The organism is Rhodoferax sp. (assembly GCF_030646845.1).
In the GTDB taxonomy this organism is placed as follows: Bacteria; Pseudomonadota; Gammaproteobacteria; order Burkholderiales; family Burkholderiaceae_C; genus Rhodoferax.
Genome location: NZ_JAUSLE010000039.1, coordinates 1 through 17,787 on the forward strand (window position 1 = coordinate 1; position 17,787 = coordinate 17,787).

Annotated in this window: 18 protein-coding genes and 3 pseudogenes; 10 read left to right on the top strand and 11 right to left on the bottom strand. The window is 58.4% G+C overall.

Annotation, left to right across the window (positions count from 1 at the left end):
- Together istB and Q7T10_RS09765 are read left to right on the top strand one after the other, a co-directional pair.
- Positions 1 to 811: IS21-like element helper ATPase IstB (gene istB / locus Q7T10_RS09760; RefSeq protein WP_304747706.1), on the top strand; the 811-nt coding region annotated here is incomplete at its 5' end.
- 303 nt (positions 812 to 1,114) lie between these two features.
- Positions 1,115 to 1,932: pseudogene (locus Q7T10_RS09765) on the top strand (transposase); the annotation flags it as partial.
- Between the two features lie 92 nt (positions 1,933 to 2,024).
- Here Q7T10_RS09765 and Q7T10_RS09770 read toward each other — a convergent pair.
- From Q7T10_RS09770 to Q7T10_RS09780, 3 genes and pseudogenes are all read right to left on the bottom strand, one after another.
- Positions 2,025 to 2,891 carry an energy transducer TonB gene (locus Q7T10_RS09770; protein WP_304747707.1) on the bottom strand — a complete coding sequence of 289 codons (867 nt, stop codon included), beginning with the start codon at positions 2,889 to 2,891 and terminating at the stop codon, positions 2,025 to 2,027.
- Positions 2,892 to 3,041: 150 nt separating this feature from the next.
- A pseudogene (locus tag Q7T10_RS09775) lies at positions 3,042 to 3,131 on the bottom strand (XRE family transcriptional regulator); the annotation flags it as partial.
- Between the two features lie 284 nt (positions 3,132 to 3,415).
- Positions 3,416 to 3,700 (bottom strand): annotated as a pseudogene (locus Q7T10_RS09780) (Arm DNA-binding domain-containing protein); the annotation flags it as partial.
- Between Q7T10_RS09780 and Q7T10_RS09785 the strand changes: the two are divergent.
- The 4 genes from Q7T10_RS09785 (at position 3,699) to Q7T10_RS09800 (ending at position 5,506) form a co-directional block, all read left to right on the top strand.
- A complete protein-coding gene (locus Q7T10_RS09785) occupies positions 3,699 to 4,265 on the top strand; it encodes a hypothetical protein (protein ID WP_304747708.1) in 567 nt (188 codons plus the stop codon). The pseudogene Q7T10_RS09780 and the gene Q7T10_RS09785 overlap by 2 nt on opposite strands.
- 16 nt (positions 4,266 to 4,281) lie before the next feature.
- On the top strand, positions 4,282 to 4,500 hold the full coding sequence (locus Q7T10_RS09790) for a hypothetical protein (RefSeq protein ID WP_304747709.1): 219 nt from the start codon (positions 4,282 to 4,284) through the stop codon (positions 4,498 to 4,500).
- Between the two features lie 154 nt (positions 4,501 to 4,654).
- Positions 4,655 to 5,113, top strand: a complete 459-nt coding sequence (locus Q7T10_RS09795) for a hypothetical protein (RefSeq protein WP_304747710.1) — start codon at positions 4,655 to 4,657, stop codon at positions 5,111 to 5,113.
- 87 nt (positions 5,114 to 5,200) lie between these two features.
- Positions 5,201 to 5,506: a hypothetical protein gene (locus tag Q7T10_RS09800; RefSeq protein WP_304747711.1), complete on the top strand. Its 306-nt coding sequence runs from the start codon at positions 5,201 to 5,203 to the stop codon at positions 5,504 to 5,506.
- A gap of 92 nt (positions 5,507 to 5,598) precedes the next feature.
- On the opposite strand, the gene Q7T10_RS09805 is transcribed toward Q7T10_RS09800, so the two are convergent.
- Positions 5,599 to 5,889, bottom strand: a complete 291-nt coding sequence (locus Q7T10_RS09805; RefSeq protein WP_304747712.1) for a hypothetical protein — start codon at positions 5,887 to 5,889, stop codon at positions 5,599 to 5,601.
- 1,349 nt (positions 5,890 to 7,238) lie between these two features.
- Here Q7T10_RS09805 and Q7T10_RS09810 point away from each other — a divergent pair.
- Entirely contained in the window at positions 7,239 to 7,754 is a 516-nt protein-coding gene (locus tag Q7T10_RS09810) for an anti-sigma factor (protein WP_304747713.1), read from the top strand.
- 172 nt (positions 7,755 to 7,926) lie between these two features.
- A complete protein-coding gene (locus tag Q7T10_RS09815) occupies positions 7,927 to 8,202 on the top strand; it encodes a VF530 family protein (RefSeq protein ID WP_304747714.1) in 276 nt (91 codons plus the stop codon).
- On the opposite strand, the gene Q7T10_RS09820 is transcribed toward Q7T10_RS09815, so the two are convergent.
- The 5 genes from Q7T10_RS09820 to Q7T10_RS09840 all read right to left on the bottom strand — a co-directional run bounded on the left by Q7T10_RS09820 (position 8,199) and on the right by Q7T10_RS09840 (position 12,610).
- The gene (locus Q7T10_RS09820) at positions 8,199 to 8,564 is read right to left on the bottom strand and encodes a ribbon-helix-helix domain-containing protein (protein WP_304747715.1); all 366 of its coding nucleotides are present in this window, start codon (positions 8,562 to 8,564) and stop codon (positions 8,199 to 8,201) included. The genes Q7T10_RS09815 and Q7T10_RS09820 overlap by 4 nt on opposite strands.
- A gap of 63 nt (positions 8,565 to 8,627) precedes the next feature.
- On the bottom strand, positions 8,628 to 9,209 hold the full coding sequence (locus Q7T10_RS09825; protein ID WP_304747716.1) for a DJ-1/PfpI family protein: 582 nt from the start codon (positions 9,207 to 9,209) through the stop codon (positions 8,628 to 8,630).
- A gap of 129 nt (positions 9,210 to 9,338) precedes the next feature.
- On the bottom strand, positions 9,339 to 10,583 hold the full coding sequence (locus tag Q7T10_RS09830) for a nitronate monooxygenase (protein WP_304747718.1): 1,245 nt from the start codon (positions 10,581 to 10,583) through the stop codon (positions 9,339 to 9,341).
- A gap of 127 nt (positions 10,584 to 10,710) precedes the next feature.
- On the bottom strand, positions 10,711 to 11,733 hold the full coding sequence (locus Q7T10_RS09835) for a 3'-5' exonuclease (RefSeq protein WP_304747719.1): 1,023 nt from the start codon (positions 11,731 to 11,733) through the stop codon (positions 10,711 to 10,713).
- Positions 11,734 to 11,824: 91 nt separating this feature from the next.
- A complete protein-coding gene (locus tag Q7T10_RS09840) occupies positions 11,825 to 12,610 on the bottom strand; it encodes an IclR family transcriptional regulator C-terminal domain-containing protein (protein ID WP_304747721.1) in 786 nt (261 codons plus the stop codon).
- Positions 12,611 to 12,736: 126 nt separating this feature from the next.
- On the opposite strand from Q7T10_RS09840, the gene pobA reads away from it, so the two are divergent.
- Together pobA and Q7T10_RS09850 are read left to right on the top strand one after the other, a co-directional pair.
- Complete coding sequence (pobA, locus tag Q7T10_RS09845; RefSeq protein ID WP_304747722.1) at positions 12,737 to 13,939, top strand: 4-hydroxybenzoate 3-monooxygenase; 1,203 nt, start codon at positions 12,737 to 12,739, stop codon at positions 13,937 to 13,939.
- Positions 13,940 to 13,952: 13 nt separating this feature from the next.
- Positions 13,953 to 14,861: a CoA transferase gene (locus Q7T10_RS09850; protein WP_304747723.1), complete on the top strand. Its 909-nt coding sequence runs from the start codon at positions 13,953 to 13,955 to the stop codon at positions 14,859 to 14,861.
- Between the two features lie 71 nt (positions 14,862 to 14,932).
- On the opposite strand, the gene Q7T10_RS09855 is transcribed toward Q7T10_RS09850, so the two are convergent.
- Complete coding sequence (locus Q7T10_RS09855) at positions 14,933 to 15,673, bottom strand: response regulator transcription factor (protein ID WP_304747724.1); 741 nt, start codon at positions 15,671 to 15,673, stop codon at positions 14,933 to 14,935.
- Positions 15,670 to 17,712 (bottom strand): PAS-domain containing protein, encoded by a 2,043-nt coding sequence (locus tag Q7T10_RS09860; protein WP_304747726.1) that lies wholly within the window; start codon positions 17,710 to 17,712, stop codon positions 15,670 to 15,672. The genes Q7T10_RS09855 and Q7T10_RS09860 overlap by 4 nt, the downstream gene beginning before the upstream one ends.
- Positions 17,713 to 17,787 lie beyond the last annotated feature (75 nt).

A 17,787-nucleotide genomic window follows, 5' to 3' on the forward strand; every position in this document is an offset into this window, starting at 1 on the left:
CGAACTCAAAGAACTGCGCCTGCACGGCATGGCCGCAGCGTGGGATGAATTGACTACACACGAGGGAACATCAAACGATGTGGGCATACAAACCTCGCGTTGGTTGATCGAACATTTGCTGCAAGCCGAACACGCGCAACGGGCCTTTGCCTCGGTACGCCACCAGATGAAGGCGGCCAAGTTCCCGCTGCATCGTGACCTGGCGGGCTTTGACTTTGAGGCGGCCAAGGTGGATCAAAAGCTGGTGAAGCAACTCTCCACACTGGACTTCACCGAAACGGCACAAAACGCGGTTCTCATTGGTGGGCCGGGCACTGGCAAGACGCACTTGGCCACGGCCATTGGGGTGGCTGGCATTGCCGCAAAAGGCAAGCGGGTACGCTTTTATTCCACGGTGGATCTGGTCAATGAGTTGGAGAAAGAAAAGCGTGAGGGCAAAGCCGGGCGTATCGCATTGGCGTTGATGCGCCTGGACTTGGTCATTCTGGATGAGCTGGGCTATTTGCCCTTCAGCCAGGCTGGAGGCGCCTTGTTGTTTCATCTGCTCTCCAAGCTGTACGAACACACCAGCGTGGTGATCACCACCAACCTGAGTTTCTCGGAATGGTCGGCGGTATTTGGCGATGCCAAGATGACCACGGCGCTGCTGGACCGGCTCACCCACCATTGCCACATCGTGGAGACGGGCAACGAGTCCTATCGGTTCAGGCACAGCACCATGGCCGCCAAGACGCGCATCAAGGCCAGGGAAAGCGAGCGCAAAGGCAGCATGACTGTGCCCCCAACACAGGAGCCCGCCGAGTCGTTCTGAGGCAGCACGCACTGGGGAAATCCGCTACGGGCTACGCCCTTCGCTCCTTTCCCCAGTACAGACTCTGAACTCAAAACCAGCGAAAGGGAACAGGTCAAAAACCAGTTGTTGAGTACACTTATCCACAGTTGCTGATTCAAGAATTGGCAACCCGCCCTGGCTCAATATTGAATCGGCAGGGTGGCTCAATATTCAATCGGCGCCGACACTCTGCGGTGGAAAACACAAGATCGACAATGCCATCAAGCTTTGTGAATTCCCTGGGTATCAAAATGTCGTGGATCCGCCGCATGCTCTCCGGGTCCTCCAGCGACTCTTTCAACTGCACCAGTCGGATACTTGGCCAGCGAGTCCACATTTGCACGGGTGCTGCGCGCGCATGGGCAAACGGCCCACCGTGGACGCGCCAAGGCCCCCAGAGCCAAACGTAAGCCTACCACCCACATCGCCACCGGGGTACGCCAGGTCTGGTGCTGGGATATGACGTATTTGCCCGTTACCGTGGTTGGTCGCTGGTTTCACCTGTACCTGATTCTGGATCTGTACAGCCGAAAGATCGTGGGCTGGGAGGTGCATGCCAATGACAGCTCAGACCACGCGGTGCATCTGGTGCGTCGCACGGCACTGGCCGAGGGCATCGCAGCCCTGGCTGTCAAACCGGTATTGCATGGGGACAACGGTTCCACGCTCAAGGCCACCACGGTGTGGCGATGCTCGATTGGTTGGGGGTGAAACCGTCGCACTCACGCCCTCGGGTCAGTGATGACAATGCCTATGCGGAGTCGCTGTTCCGTACTGCCAAGTACCGGCCTGAGTTCCCCGTCAAAGGCTTTGCAACGCTGAAGGCTGCGCGCAATTGGGGTGCCGCATTTGTGCACTGGTACAACGTGGAGCACAAGCACAGTGGCATCCGCTATGTGTCGCCACAGCAGCGTCATGCTGGCGAAGATCACGCCATTCTGGGGGCCCGCCACGCAACAGCAAAGGAGCTCAATCCGGCACGCTGGTCGGGCCCTACGCGCAACTGGCAGCCCATGGGGCCAGTCACTCTCAACCCCGAACGCGACTCCATCATCTCGGAGTACGCAGCGGAAAAGCTTATTCAGCCGTTGGCTGCGTAAATCAGGCGACAACTACCTTGACGCGCGCCGCACCACACTGCGAAGCTCGATCTTGGCTTAACCACGAAAAGGCTGAACGACTCCGAATCGTTTCATCGACCTGTTTTGATTGATCCCCATTGGTCAAGCAGTCGTCGGTCCTGTGCACTTTCTGCTTCGATGGAGTCCTGCGGCAATTGCTTGAGACACTCTTCCAGTGCCTGAGGGTCAAGTTTCTCAACCGGCTTCGACGCCACCATAACTTGAGGTGATTTGCCATCCCAAGCGAACGGGTTACGAAACGCTGGCGGGTCCGGTAAACAGTCATCCTTGTAGGTTGGTGGGCCGTCCGTTACAAACGGTGAGAACGAAATAGTTTTTTCAAAGATCAGTGGTTTGCCTGTTGGGGTTGGCGGTGAGGACGGCATGTTCTCGATGGCCTTACGAGCCAGTTGCTCGGCAACCGGGGATGTGGTCCACAGCGTTTCAAGCTTTGTCAATGTCCCATCAGGCGCAATTTCTACCCGAAACCGGACGACTCCCTGGTCTCCTCCCTCGATGGCCGTGCCCATCATGCTGCGGACTTGATGACCCCACGTGTATCGATAGCCCTTACTGTTTTTAAGTGTGTATTTGGCAGCGAAGGCCCACTCTTGTGCTGTTGGGGCGGGAGGCGCAGCCAGGGACGCCGGTTGACGCTCCGTAACTGGCTGCGCCGCTGAATTGTCCTGAGCCACTTGAATGACAGGTGCAACTGAGGAAGATGACTCTCTGGCATTGGCTTGGCCAGCGGACGCGGCTAAATTCTTTTCTGGAGGCGGCGGCAAGGCCTCCAGATAGACGATTTCCGCTTGGGGTTTAAGCGTGTCCGGCTTGTCGTTGAATCTGATCTGGTTATTGCTAATAATCGAAAGCACGACGACATGCAACGTCACGGAGACCAGAACTGCGAAAAAGCGATTGTCTTTGTTGAGCTGCATGAACTGCTGATGGCTTACCCGAAGTCTTACTTTTATTCGGGCCGAGGGTGACCAGACAAACGTATTCTGAAGCTTCGAAAAATGACTCCGAATCGGGGAAATCTGTTGTTAAACGCACTTAGTTTAAACCGCTATATCGTTGGCGGCTTATTGATGCGTCAGACCAAGGCTGCGCATGGCTTTTTTGATCTCAATCACCAAGCCAGTCTCAATCGTGAGTTTTTCTGCGTCAGCGAGGCCAGGTTCACCCGAGCAAGCCTAAGCAGCGCGATCACCCTATTCGCGGTAGACGGCTGCTCCACACTGATCTTGTTGAACAGCTTTTCAATGTGGGGGTACTTGATGTCCATCATTTTCAGCCCGGCAAGGTTAATGCCCGCCACGTCACTTGCGCAGAATCGCTCAAACTTGGAAAGGTCTTCGAGGTGGCTACGATTGCGCAGTTTGCTGTGACTTTCGTAGTAAGCCGTGAAAGCCTCTTGCAACGTCGCGTTCTCACGGTATGTACGCATCTTGTCAAACGGACTTTCACCCGTTGCAACTTGCCCAATGATTTCATCCATCTTGCGGCGCGCTTGGTCAATCGTCATTTCTGAAAAGACTCCCAGAGACTTGCGTTCCGGCTTCCGGTTTACTTTCCGATAGAAGATGAAAGTTTTGCGCCCACTTGATCCAACGCCCATCGCTAGACCGGGTCGATCCTCGTCGTAATAATATTTGTAGCCAGCTTCAGGCACAGGCAGTGCGATGATGTTGGTTTTGGTGATGTGAATTTTTCGAATTTCTGGCTGTGATTTTTCGGCTGGCATGGCTAAAGACCTGAATTTTGATTGCTACTCAATTGCGCTCATTAGCGAGACTTGCTGCAATTTTGATAGCGGTTCCGTTGCTATAGCGGAAGGCTTTTTTCCGGTGATGTCAGTACGCTACTGCGGTCACCAGCGATTTTGCCGCCTGCATAATTCGTGCACCCGCTTCAACACCCAGCACCCGCACCACATCGTCTCAAGAAGCATGACCAAGAAGTCCATCAAAGCGTCATTGGAATCCACCTTCCTTCAAGGCGGTCCGTTCAGCGCAGATCTGTTGAACAGCGTGCTGATGAACTTTAACGACGAATTGGAGGAGTCCTTACACAACGATGCTGACGATGCCCTCATTTTTGTGGTGGAAGACGCCCGTGATGTCGCTCTGCTGCTGATCGAGTGGGACGGGGTAGTGCTGCAGAACGAAAAGACCTTAGAACGCCTGCAGCAAATGTGGAAGCACAACTACACCGCAAATATGCAGAAGCTCATCCCAGTTTTTCTTGACCATCTGAAACAAGGCATGTTGGCGGTGACTGGCGTCAAGTGGATCGAGGCACCAGTCTGACTAAACTCATACCACCATGCCCATCGAGTCCATCCCCAAATTCACCGACCCTGCAGCCAAGCTGTGGGCCAATGTGCCATCCCACGCCAAGAAGCTACTGCTGTCTAACGTCCGGTGCCGTCATGAGGTCACTATCACTGACTTTGCCGGGAAGGTCGTGGGTGGGGACTTGGTGCTTCAGGGTTTGTGTTCGGAATGCCGTGGTGACGTGGCAAGGGTGATTGAGATGGGGTGAAGGGGGAGTACTGATGCAATCCGCTCATATGATGCTCCTGCTCCGTTGATTCACACAAAGAAAATGATTGTTGTCAATAGCGCGGCTTGATTCTTGCGATCAAATTGAGGACCCGCAAGACTACGCGAACTGCGCAAAGGCAGTAATAAATACAATGCGTTCCATCATTCGCCGTCCGCACCTGACTCGTGTCATCTACTATGGCCTTGTCGTCTTTTACTGCACCCCGGCGAGCGTGGCAGCCCAGGTGCCTGTCGTGCGCGATCTGGGTACGCTGGGCGAAACCTACAGCTTTCCCATGGACATGGACAATGCCGACAAAGTGATGGACCATGCCTTCACAGCCAGCAATGCGGTCCAGCGCACCACGTTGACCAGAACTTTGGGCGGCAATTCCGTTGTAGGTGCGCTGGGCAGTACCCCTGGTCTCGCCATCGGCATTGACAACAGCGGACCCGTGGTGGGCTATGCCTACAGAGTCCATAGTGCTGTCGAGCACACCACGATGTTCAGCACCTCGGGCCGCGCCAACATCGATCTGGGCACGCCGGGTGGCGCCTATAGTTACGCCCGCGACAGCGACATCAACCTTTGGTGGGCGGTTCCACATTGAATAGCGGTCAATATTACGCGGGTCGGCTTATGTTCGGAATGAATCGCCCCGCTAAACTGAAGCACATGCAATTACTGAAAGAAAACAATGTTTGACAAAAGCGGGCAATGGATACACCTTGAGACGTTCGAGGATTTTGACAACGGCTTGTCAGACCTGATTGACCTCTGGTCCAGTACCTCAAAGACGGCAACCAAAACCGTCAAAGAGTCGGCACTCGCTCATTTCAAGGAAGACCTGGAAGCCGCCGTACTCAAATGGATCGACAACAGAGCCAAGTCCAAGAAATACGCTTCCATTGGTGAAGAGCTGGCTGAGTTTGAAGAAGCTCTGAACGAACGCTCAGCCGGTACCGGCAACAAGGCGCCTGCCAAGGCGAAGAAGACGCCCTGAGTATCCCCAGGGCGGATGCCCTATGACAACTCTGCAGGTTCTGCCTTGCTTCGGCCGGAGGTAGACGCCGTGGCAAGCAGGCGTCAGCTCAATCAGATTTCAAATGTGTAAACCATGGCGGCTGCCCGATCGTCGGCGCTGTGGCCCTGCAGAGCGCGATCCCATTCGGGACCGAGCGCCCCAACTTCAGGCTCCAGGCCAATCGTCATCGTCGCGACCTCCTCAGCAGCGCCATCGAACTCGGCCACTTGTTCGCGAGTTTCCAGAAACAGTCGCGCGACCATATAGCCGCCAGAGTCGATCAGCACCAGGTAGCGCGAGGGCTGTCGATGCGACCCGTGATTGTGCTTTCGCGGTGTTTCCATGCCGAAGGTTTGACTCATGTATATATGTTGCCACACATCCGAAATCCGGGAAGTCGATGAGGCATTCGCCAAGGGCTGGTCAAGGCGAATTTCAGGCTTGCAGACAACTGACACAGAGGGTTCCCGCTGGACCTGCGCCAAAGTCATGGGGCACCTGACCTGATTCCTGGGGTCACGACCAACGCGTTCCCAGACGCCAGGCCATTTCTGCACAGCAGGTCTACTTCTGATTCCGACAGAAAACTGAACGATTGCCCTCCCGGCTACTCAATAGGTTGTGCCGCAGCGGTCATATATATGTGCGCTATCGAACCGACTGGCAATTTCAGAACTGGCCCAATGAGCACAGCTTGGTTGCAACAGATCTATTTTGTTGCAGCAGCTCAGGACACTCGATCACGGAACTCAACGGTCAGAGATCTGTCTTTGACGATTGGGTATATGAGTCGAAGATGACCCATGGAAAGGACCCCGAGATGCAACGTTCCACCTCCACTCCAATACCAGCAGACCATATCCGCGCCAGCGTTCGTCCACTATGTGCGCGGTGCGGGGGAGATTTGATTCGAACCCATAGACGACCAATCGATCATTTTTGGAGCCTGTTTGTCCCTGTTCATCGTTTCCGCTGTAGCCGATTTTCGTGCCATTGGATCGGTAACCTTCGGGTCGACGCCAGTGCGGCAAGTTCGGGCGCAGTGACGCCCCATTAATACAAGTTCACTTCGAGGTTTGACCGTTCAGGTCCCTGGCACACCATGCCGGCTAAGGATTGCCATGCCTGGGCGAGGAAGCCGCCTGAACTGCGCTCTCGTTGAGGCGGGCGTTGATGGGAACGTTCAGAGAGGTCCCGACGCGCGTGTCGAAATATTCTTCAGGCTCACCGCTAAAAAAGGAAGATGAGTCGACCGGCAGAATGCCAACCCAGATCGACAACAGGACCAGACTCCCGGCGGTGAAACCCAACACAACGACGGGAAGCGCCCATCGCATGACGTGGCGCCGTCGCCTTCGACGAACAAACTTGACTCCGGCGCTCTGGCACCTCCAGCAGATGTATTCCGCATAGCGGTTCTTGTGGCAATCTTGGCGGTCAACGGTGGTGCCGCAGGCGGAACAAACTTTAAACATATCGGGTGGATCAAACGAATTGGCCGAAGGCCGTCCTTGCACATGAGCAAAGACGCATTTTCTGTGTCCAAATGTATCCTCTGCTGACAATTGTCAAGTGTCTGCGTTTTTCCGCAGTTGGACGGGGCAGATAAACTCGGAGCTCCCGACTGGCTGCCATGCGGCGAACCTCTGCCAGACTGGCATCCATCAAGACAGCTTTGAAGCGCCGCGAACTTATCAAGTGAATCAATCCAATGACTGAAACAACCCAGCTGCTGCAACGCCCCTGTCATGCCGCGCGCTGGCGTGCTGCCACCATCGCTTGCCTGCTGTTGCTGGCCGTAGGCATCGCCACCGGCGTGAGCATGTTCGAGCAGTTCACGGCCCAAATTCATCACCTGCAGAAGAAGCTGCAAAGCACCGCGCAGATCAAGTACATTGCCGTGCTCCTGGATGGCCAGCAAACGCCCGCCCTGCTGGTCACCCAAGACCCGCAAGACGGGGCTCTGCAGATTCAGCGCCTGAACAGCGTCGCCGAAGGTCGCGAGGACAGCATGCAGCTATGGGCGCTCGCTTCCGACGGCCAGCCGCGTTCGCTGGGTGTGCTGGCACGCGGGAGCAAGACCCTGCGCATCGCCGCCGACGAGAGGACTCTGGCCGAGGTGCGCCAACTGGCCATCAGCGTCGAGAACAAAGGCGGTACGGTGGAAAACGCCGGCCCCAGCCTGCCCTACCTGTTCGTCGGCGCGGTGGTGCAAAAGGCGCTGTGAAGTCGCCATACGCTATTAAAATGATAGCGAATAGCCATTGATCCATCCGGCGCCATGCGGACAAGGCCACTGCAATCTGGAGAACAGACTGTCTTGGCACTGGCAGCGTCTTTAAAACAAAATTTCCAGACGATCTGGATCAGGCGCGGTCAGGTGGTGCCAAAATCACAGCATGCAAGCCCCTTCTTCGCCGCCCAGCCAGTCCCCCGTCCAAGCCCGCAATCCCCTGCACGGTCTGACGCTGGAAGCCATCGTCACAGCGCTGGTCGCGCATTACGGCTGGACTGGTCTGGGTGAGCGCATACCCGTGCGCTGTTTTACCAGCGACCCGAGCATCACATCGAGCCTGAAATTCCTGCGCAAGACACCGTGGGCCCGTGAAAAGGTGGAGGGTCTTTATCTCTTCATGTTGCGCGAGACCCGCCGCACAGGCGCGAAAAAGGCTTAGCCCGCGCTGGCATCCACCAGGCTGGGGCGCAAACCACGCAGCACAGCAGGCGCGTTGAGCGACCGGATCGGTATGCTGACATCGCTGGGGATGCGCTGGTCCACCTGCAGGGCCAGGTAGCGCAAGCCACAGACCCGCAAGAAACTCGAAAAATTGGGAATGTCGCCTCGATGCTCCAGCAGTTCGTCATAGAGTTTGGAGAGCAGTTGCGGCACGCTCATGCCATCGCGCGCCCCGATCTCCTCCAGCGTGTCCCAAAACAGGTTTTCGAGCCGAACACTGGTGACCACCCCATGCAGACGGATGCTGCGCGTGGTCGCTTCATAACTCTGCGGATTGGCGCGGACGAAAATTTGACACATTCCAGTCTCCTTCGCATATCAGGAACAGCAACGCCCGAGCATAAGCGCGGGAGCTGCCAATAGCTAGTGGGAGATCCTGGTGCCCAGCAATGCCATGAACTGGGACAGCCAGGCGGGGTGCGCGGGCCAGGCCGGTGCCGTGACGTATTGACCGTCGGTGACGGCGGCGTCGATGGCGATCTCGGCGAAGACGGCGCCCGCCAGCTCCACTTCCGGGCGACAGGCCGGATAGGCACTGATGCGCTTGCCCCGGATGATGCCCGGCACGGCGGCCAGCAGCTGCGCGCCATGGCAAACAGCAGCAATCGGCTTGCCTGCGTCGGCAAATTCCTTGGTGATCGCCAGCACGCGGGCGTTGAGTCGCAAATACTCGGGTCCGCGGCCACCCGGAATCAGGAGTGCGTCATAGTTGGCGGTGTTGACGTCAGAAAAGTTGGCGTTCAGCACAAAGCGGTGGCCAGGCTTTTCGCTGTAGGTTTGCGCACCTTCAAAGTCGTGGATCGCGGTCATCACGTAGTCGCCCGCTTTTTTGTCCGGGCAAACCGCGTGCACGGTGTAACCCACTGACAGCAGGGTCTGGAACGGCACCATGGTTTCGTAGTCCTCACCATAGTCACCGCAAAGCATGAGAATTTTCCTGGTCATCACAATCTCCTGAAAAGTTGGAGACACCAGTTTGCGGCGCGGGCGCGTCGCACGGGTAACAGCGCATTACTACGGCACTAGGCGTTTTCCCGAATCAGACTCAGGACGCCATTCCCTGCTGCCTGCCGATTAGTCCGGCAAGGCGATCTTGTTGTCGACGCTGAACTGATAGTCCTTGAAGATGTGCTCGGCAGTGAGGTTCTCATAGGTGCCATCTGGCAGGCGGCGGGTGGTGTCCTTCAGGCGGTAGGTGTAATGCCCGCAGGTCCAGCAGTTGTAATTGCGCATGTGGGTGCACAGGCAAGTCTTGTCCATGACCGAGATGGTCTTGGCGTCCGGGTGCAGGGCGACCTCGCGGTTATAGGCCGTGATGTAGGCGCAGTTGCCGTTGCCGTCAAGCAAGTAGCCGTAGGACTCGCAACCCGGACGGATGCCCGAGCCAATGGCGGGCGTGTTCTTGAGCATGCGCATCGGGTAGCCAGTCGGCGAAATGGTGTTGACGACGATGTCGTCTTCACTGGCCCTGAAATACTCCTGCTTGACCTTGTCCGGCAAGCCGCATTCCTTCGCCACGGTGAAACGCGTTGCGACCTGTACTGCTGCCGCACCATGCTCCAGAAACGACACGGCGTCGCTGCCGGTAAAGATTCCCCCTGCAGCAATGACTGGAATATCGAGCTGTTCGGTCTTCATGTATTGAACGATTTCAGCCATGATGGTCGCCAAATCGTATTGCGCCCAGTCCATGCCGAAACCCAGATGCCCGCCCGCCAGAGGACCTTCCACGATCACGTAGTCGGGCAGTCGATTCAGTTTTGCGTTCTTGCGCAGAAAGAGCTGTAACGCCCGCACCGACGAGACGATGATGCCCAGCTTGGCATCCCGAAACCGGGGGTGATCTGCAATCAGCCCGAATGAACCCAGATGCAAACCGGCGCTCAGGGTAATGCCATCAATGCCGGCGTCCAGCGCCGACGCCATGCGCACCGTCAGCGTCTCGCGCGGCGCGTTCATGGTCAGCTTTTCCATGCAATTGACGAACACCAGGCCTTCACCACGCTTGGCCTGCATGGTGGCGTCGACGTGTCGCCGGGTGGCGTCAGCCAACACACCCAGATCGAATTTGATGCTGGACTTGTCAGAGTTGTCGAGGTTGTACTTGTAGAACTTCGTTTTGTCTTTGACGAAGCTGGTGTCAAAGCGCCTGTCGGAGACATCTGGCACCATCGCGTCGGAAATATGCCCGATACCGCCGAGGCGCGCGGCTTCGAGGGCCAGTTCGGCGGTTGAAATATCAACCCCCATGCCGCCAACCATGATCGGCACGAACTCTTTTTTCCCGAACTTCAGGCGAAAGTCATCTACACGTTTCATCAAAATCCTTGGGCGCTCCGCCACCCCTGGCGACCCTCTTGGCCGACGGCCCAAGCAAGCCCAGGGAAAACAGATAATCGCAGGCCGGATGGGCTCTGCGTGGCCCGAATTCTACCCCGCCCGTATTTCAAATCTGGCGGTTGGACAATTCCCCTGCCCGGCTTGAGTACTTGACGGCGGCGTCCAGTTTCTCCACTTGAACACGTGCTGGACGGTTGCCATAGACGGCCGATTTGAGCCACTCCAGCTCGGCCGTCAATTGAGCTTCGCTGTCAAGGCGCGTATGCCAGACTTTTTGTTCCGCATTCCAGCGGTAAGCCCTGGCTTTAAGCAAGTCTTTGGCGTCAAAGGGTGCGCTGGTCGCCTGCAGCCGGTAGCTCGGCAGGCGGCTGGCCGCAATCAGTTGTGCCAGTCCGGTCCGACTGGAAGTGGGCAGCTTTTCGCCCAATACGGCCAGCAATGCGTGGCAATCCACTTCGGCGCGATGGGCCTCGTAAAACCAGCCTTTTTCCATGGCAAGGTACTCCAGCTTGGAAGAACCGTGGCCTTCCTTCTTCCAGTCAATGTCAGCGAAGGAGCAGCCCCAGGGCAATTGGGCAAACGCGGCAATCCGTGCCTCACAGAATGGCCGATCGAAGCCGGCGTTGTGGGCAATCACCAGGTCCGCGCCTTGCAGCATGGCCGCAATGCGCGCCTCGTCCAGACGATGGCCCCGGACCATCTCGTTGGATATGCCGGTAATGGCGTGGATTTCGCTGGAGATCGGTATGCCCGGGTCTTCCAGCCCGTCGTAGACAGCCACATCCCCGACCGGTAGCCCCGTCGCGGCATCGACGTCAACCTGCAACATGGCCAGCTCGATGATTTTGTCGCGCGACTGATCCAGTCCGGTGGTCTCGGTATCAAGCACCAGAACCCGAATGAGCGAGCCTTGCGGCGTTTGGTCGAAGTGGTGCACAGGAATCAGACGGCGCAACACCCGATAGTCGGGATGCCGCGCGAGCGCCGCTGCCATCGTCTCGGCATCCGGCAGGGGTGCGGCCTGTGGTGCGGGGACAGATCGGGATTTGGGCCGGGTTTTCGGCTTGGCCCCGAGTGCCACAGGCATGTCAGCGGTGTCAAAGCCAAGCTGGAGTTGGGAGTCGGTCACGTGGGGCTCTCGGATTGGTATTTGTTCAAGCGGACATTACACCGCACTGTGCGCAATTGATACGTCGGGCTGCCGCAGAAATCGCCGTTCACTACAACAGGGGGCGGAGTTCCCGCGCGGCTTCGAACAACAAAGGCAGCAGATCGCGCTGCATCGCCGCGGTTGACAACCGGCTGTGCGACGCCACCACATTGAGCGCCGCCACGGTGACGCCCTTAGTGTTGCGCAGCGGCACTGCCAGCGCGTGCACCCCCAGCTCGTGCTCCTCACTGGACAGGCAAAAGTCGTCCTGCCGGACTTTTTCGATGAGGGCGCGAAACGCCCGCGCATCGGTGGTGGTCAGCGGTGTCATGCGTGCCAGGTTGCGCCCCTTCATCCATTCACCGAAGGCGGTTTTGGTCTTGGCTGCCAGCAAGACCCGTCCGGTGGAAGTCACGTGCGCGGGCAACCTGGCGCCCATGTGCAAACCATAGGCAATCACCCGGCCTGATGGGGTCACGGACGAGTTGCGGTCATTGCCGCTGCGCGCCACGATCACCACCTCGTCGGTATCCAGCACCACGGCCGAGAACGACTCCTGTGCCTGCACCGCCAACCGGTTCAGTGTGGGCTGAATCGCCCGCGGCAAGCGGGAAGACGCCAGATAGCTGCCGGAGAAACGCAGCACCTTGCTGGACAGCCAGAAATGGCTGCCATCGGTCTCGAGGTAGCCGAGGTGGGCCAGCGTCAGCAAATGACGACGCGCCGCCGCGCGTGTGATGCCGGCCCGCGCGGCGGCCAGGGTGGCGTTCAGGCGCTGGCGCTCGGTGTCAAAACTCTCCAGCACCGCCAGACCCTTGGCCATGCCCTCGATGAAATCCGCCTTGGCAATGGTCATCCAGGTACTCTTGAATTGTTGCGCGACTATCGCGCATTTGGCGCAATCATCGCACAATTGATGCCTGTCATGCTTTAAAAAGGCACCGCGCCGCCTAAGCTTCATCCCTTCTTGACAGGAGCAAATATGTCTACGCGAACACAAGTCGCCATCATCGGCGCCGGCCCCTCGGGCCTTCTTCTGGGCCAGTTGCTGCACAAAGCAGGTATTGACGCCATCATCCTGGAACGCCAGACCGGCGACTACGTGCTGGGCCGCATCCGCGCCGGCATTCTGGAGCAGGTCTGCATCGACCTGCTGGACGAAGCGGGCGTAGGCGAGCGCATGCACAAGGAGGGCCTGGTCCACGGCGGCATCGAGATGCTCTACAACGGCCAACGCCACCGCGTTGACTTGAACAAGCTCACCGGCGGCAAGAACGTCATGGTCTACGGCCAGACCGAATTGACCAAGGATCTGATGGATGCGCGTGCGGCCGCCGGGTTGCCCACCGTGTACGAGGCACACAACGTGGCGGTGCATGACTTCGACAGCAGAAAGCCCCGCGTCACCTATGAGAAAGACGGCAAGAAATTCGAGATCGAATGCGACTTCATCGCCGGTTGCGACGGTTTCCATGGCGTCTGCCGCGCCAGCGCCCCGCGCAGCGCCATCACCGAGTTTGAAAAGGTATACCCGTTTGGCTGGCTGGGCCTGCTGTCGGACACGCCGCCGGTGCACGACGAACTCATCTACGTCAACAGCCCACGCGGCTTCGCCCTGTGCTCGCAACGCAGCAAGACGCGCAGCCGCTATTACCTGCAGGTGCCGCTGACCGACAAAGTGGAAGAATGGACCGACGCGGCGTTCTGGCAGGAGCTGCGCCTGCGTCTGGACGAGGAAGGCCGCGACAAGCTGATCACCGGGCCCTCGATCGAGAAAAGCATTGCCCCGCTGCGCAGCTTCATCACCGAGCCGCTGCGCTTTGGCCGCATGTTCCTGGCGGGCGACGCCGGCCACATCGTGCCGCCGACCGGTGCCAAGGGCCTGAACCTGGCGGCAACCGACGTCAAGTACCTCTCCAGCGCCATCATCGAGTACTACCAGGACAAGACCGAGGCTGGCATTGACACCTACTCCGAGCGCTGCCTCAAGCGCATCTGGAAGGGTGAGCGCTTCTCGTGGTGGTTCACCCAGCTGATGCACCGTTTCCCCGATGACGGCGCGATCGTCACCAAGTTCCAGGAAGCCGAACTCGACTACCTGCTCAACTCGGAAGCCGGTTCTCGCACCATTGCCGAAAACTACGTCGGACTGCCGCTGGACTTTGGGACGCGCCATCTGGGTTAAATTCGGAGCCTATATGGCTTCTACACCCAACAAACCTCTCTTGCCGCTCAAGGGCGTGCGCGTCCTCAGCCTGAGTCTGAATCTGCCCGGTCCGGCGGCGCTGATGCGTTGTCAGCAAATGGGCGCGTCCTGCGTCAAGCTGGAGCCACCGCCGCCCCCGGGTGCAGCACCCGGCACGTCGGGCGACCCCATGGGCCTGTACAACCGGCCCGCCTACGAGGTCATGCACAAGGGCGTTCGGGTGGCAGTGGCCGACCTCAAGACCGAAAAAGGCCAGAAAGCCCTGCATCGGGAACTGGCCAAGACCGATGTGTTGCTGACATCATTTCGCCCTTCGGCGTTAACCAAATTGGGACTGGACTGGAAGGGCCTGCACAAGCTCTACCCTGCCCTGTCGCAGGTCGCCATGGTGGGCGCCCCCGGCGCGCGCGCCGAAGAGCCCGGGCACGACCTCACCTACCTGGCCGAAAACGATCTGGTTGGTGGGCTGGAACTGCCCCCCACTTTGTATGCCGACATGGGTGGCTCGCTGATGGCCTCCGAAGCCGTGTTGAAAGCGGTGTTGCTTCAACTGAAAGGCGGCAAAGGCAGCTACTTTGAGGTGGCGCTGTCAGTGGCCGCGGGCTACCTGGCTCTGCCACGTTCATGGGGATTGACCAAACCGGGTTCAGCGGTGGGCGGTGGCCACGCCGGCTATCGCGTCTACCCGTGCAAAGACGGCCGCGTTGCCGTGGCCGCGCTGGAGCCGCATTTTGCGAAATCCCTGTGCGCCGCGGCGGGGATTCAAAACGCCAACATCATGACCATGTTCTCACCGGCCACCCATCAGGTAATTGCCGACTACCTGCTCACCATGACGCGCGCGGGAATGGATGCGCTGGCCACCGAAAAAGACATACCCCTTTACACGCTATCGAAATAATAGCTGACAACGTCTTTAATTCGAGGGCCAGAAGCATTTTTGGCGCATGAATACCGCTTCGGCATGACTATCTATAGCCACCGTACTTCCGCAGCAAGCAGATACCCGGCGCCATAGACTGTCCGAATGGTCTTGGGCTGTTGGGAGTCTGATTCGAGCTTGCGCCGTAGCCTGGAAACCCGGACATCCACACCACGGTCAAGCGCTGAAAGATCACGGTCACCACACAACTGTTCGCGGTCAAGAATGCGGTTGGGTCGCTGCAAGAACTGCAGCAGCATGCGCGATTCACCGGCGCTGAGGGTCCACTCCTGGCCGCCCGGCGAAGACAGCGTATTGGAGTCGACACGAAAGTGCCAGCCACCGAATTCGGCAAGCTGCGAGCGCACCGGCATTTGCGTTTGTGTGTTGTGGGGCTTGTCCCGCCGCCGCAAAATGCTGCGCACGCGCGCCACCAGTTCACGCGGCTCGAACGGCTTGACCACATAGTCATCGGCACCCAGTTCCAGGCCCATGACCCGGTCACTGAGATAGCCCCGTCCGGTCAGGACCATCACGCCGCAAGCGAATCGCGCCTGCAAATCACGCACCACATCCATGCCATCGGCATCGGGCAACCCCAAGTCCACGATGCACAAGTCCGGTACACGCGCCAGCAGCAGGCGACGCAGGGTTGCGGCATTGTGGCATTCAACCACCTCAAAACCAAACTCCCGCAGCGTGCTGCTCACCAGACGGCAAATGTCAGGATCATCGTCCAGCACATAAATGCAACGTGGTCCGTCCGCATGAAGAAACAGGTCAGTACTCATGCCAGCAAGCCATCAAGCGCGTGCTGCAGTTGGATGGCGCTAAATGGCTTTTTCAGCAGCGGCAAATCCGCTGCAGCCGCAGCTGACACCGCATCACCGTCGGAGTAGCCGCTGATCAACAAGGCCTTCACATGTGAGGCGCGCAGGCTTGCCTCAAAGCAAAGGGCCCGTCCATCCATGCCACCGGGCATCACCAGGTCCGAGATCAGGATGCCCACAGTGGGCACGCTGGCCAGCAGCAACAGAGCATCCGCGGCATGATCCGCTTCGATCACCGGGTAACCCAGGCCCACGAGTTGCAGCCGGATCACCCGACGCACATCGGGGTCGTCTTCTACCAACAACACCAAGGGGCGCTCCGCGACTGGCCGACCCAATCGTTGCTGCGTGCCCAGTAGTGACTCGGCCGCGCGATTGTCGCCCGTGCACGGCAAAACCAGCGTGACCACACAGCCCTCGCCGAGTGCGCTCTGAATGCGAATGCCGCCGCCGGACTGTTTGGCAAAACCGTAAACCATGGACAAACCCAAGCCACTGCCCGAACCGAAGCGTTTGGTGGTGAAAAAAGGCTCTGAGGCACGCGCCTGGGTGGCTGCGTCCATGCCGATGCCAGTGTCGCACACGCTCACCGCCACGTAGCAACCGGGGGCAACGTCGAAATCAGCCACCTGTGCCTGGCTCAATTGAACACACGTCGCCCCAATAGTCAGCTGTCCACCATCGGGCATGGCGTCACGCGCGTTCAGCGCGAGGTTGAGCAATGCGTTTTCAAGCTGCTGGGCATCGGTCATGGCGTGCAGGGGCTCGTCCATCGGTGTCGCGGTCACCGTGATGTGGGCTGGCAGTGTGCGCTTGAGCAGGATCAGGGTCTCATCTACCAGGTCTGCAATGTTCACTGACCGCGGGGCAAGCGGCTGCTTGCGGGCAAACGTCAGCAGCCGCTTGATCAGTGACGCGCCCCGGCGCGAGGCCTTCAAGGCTGGCACCACATATTCGCCGATGTCCGGATCGTCCGGGTAGCGCTCATGCAAGGTCACCAGATTGCCAATCACGACCGTTAACAGGTTATTGAAATCGTGCGCGAGCCCGCCGGTCAGTTGTCCCACCGCCTCCATTTTTTGCGCATGAACGAGTGCTGCCTGGGCATTTTTGAGGTCGGTGATATTGACCGACAGCACAAAACACCCAGCCACACGTCCCTGGGCGTCCAGTTCAGGCACCAGTTCGCTACGCGCATAGACCACTCGACCGCCGGGTTGGCGCATGGCGTACTCGTAGCTGACGCGTTGCCCTTGCAGCGCCACATGCACATGGTGTGCAATATCCGTGTAGACCTCGTCCCCCACTACATCACGAATGGAGCGACCCAGCACCTCTTCCTTGGCGCACCCAAACCAGTCGGCATAACCTTTGTTGACGTAGCTGTAGATTTCCTGGTGATCAAAGTAGCCAATCAACGCGGGTACGGTATCGGTGATCAGGCGCAAATTTTCTTCACTGCGTCGCAACGCCTGCGTAATGCGCTGATTGGCGCCGTCCGCGATGATGAGGCGCCGGTTGCTGGCCTGCAACTCGTTGGTGCGCTCGGTCACCCGGTTTTCCAACTCGGCATTCTGCTGCTGGATCTTTTGCTCATAACGACGGCTGGCGGTGATGTCTGTGTACAGGGTCACAAAACCGTTGTGGGGCAAGGGCTCGCCACGCACCGCCAGAATCTGCCCGCCGGGGCGATCACGCTCGGTGTAGTGCGGTGTGAAACGACGGGCCAGCCGCATGCGCTGCGCCACCAGTTCCTCCACATCACCCGGTCCGTACTCACCGCGTTCAGCGTTGTAACGCATGAAAGACTCGAAGGTTGCACCGACAAAGGCCATGTCTTCGGGAAAATCGAGTAGTCGCAAAAAAGCCTTGTTCCAGGCCACGATGTGCAAGTTGCCATCGATCACGGTCAATCCCTGGTCGAGCAGGTCCAGTCCGGCCTGAAGCAACTCGTGCCGGTAATGCGTTGGCTGTGAATCAAGGGGAAAGTGAAATGGCATGAAGAACAGACTCCGGCGAATCTGTGCATTCTAGGGCGCCATAGCACCCCACTTGCACGCTGCAAACATTCGATA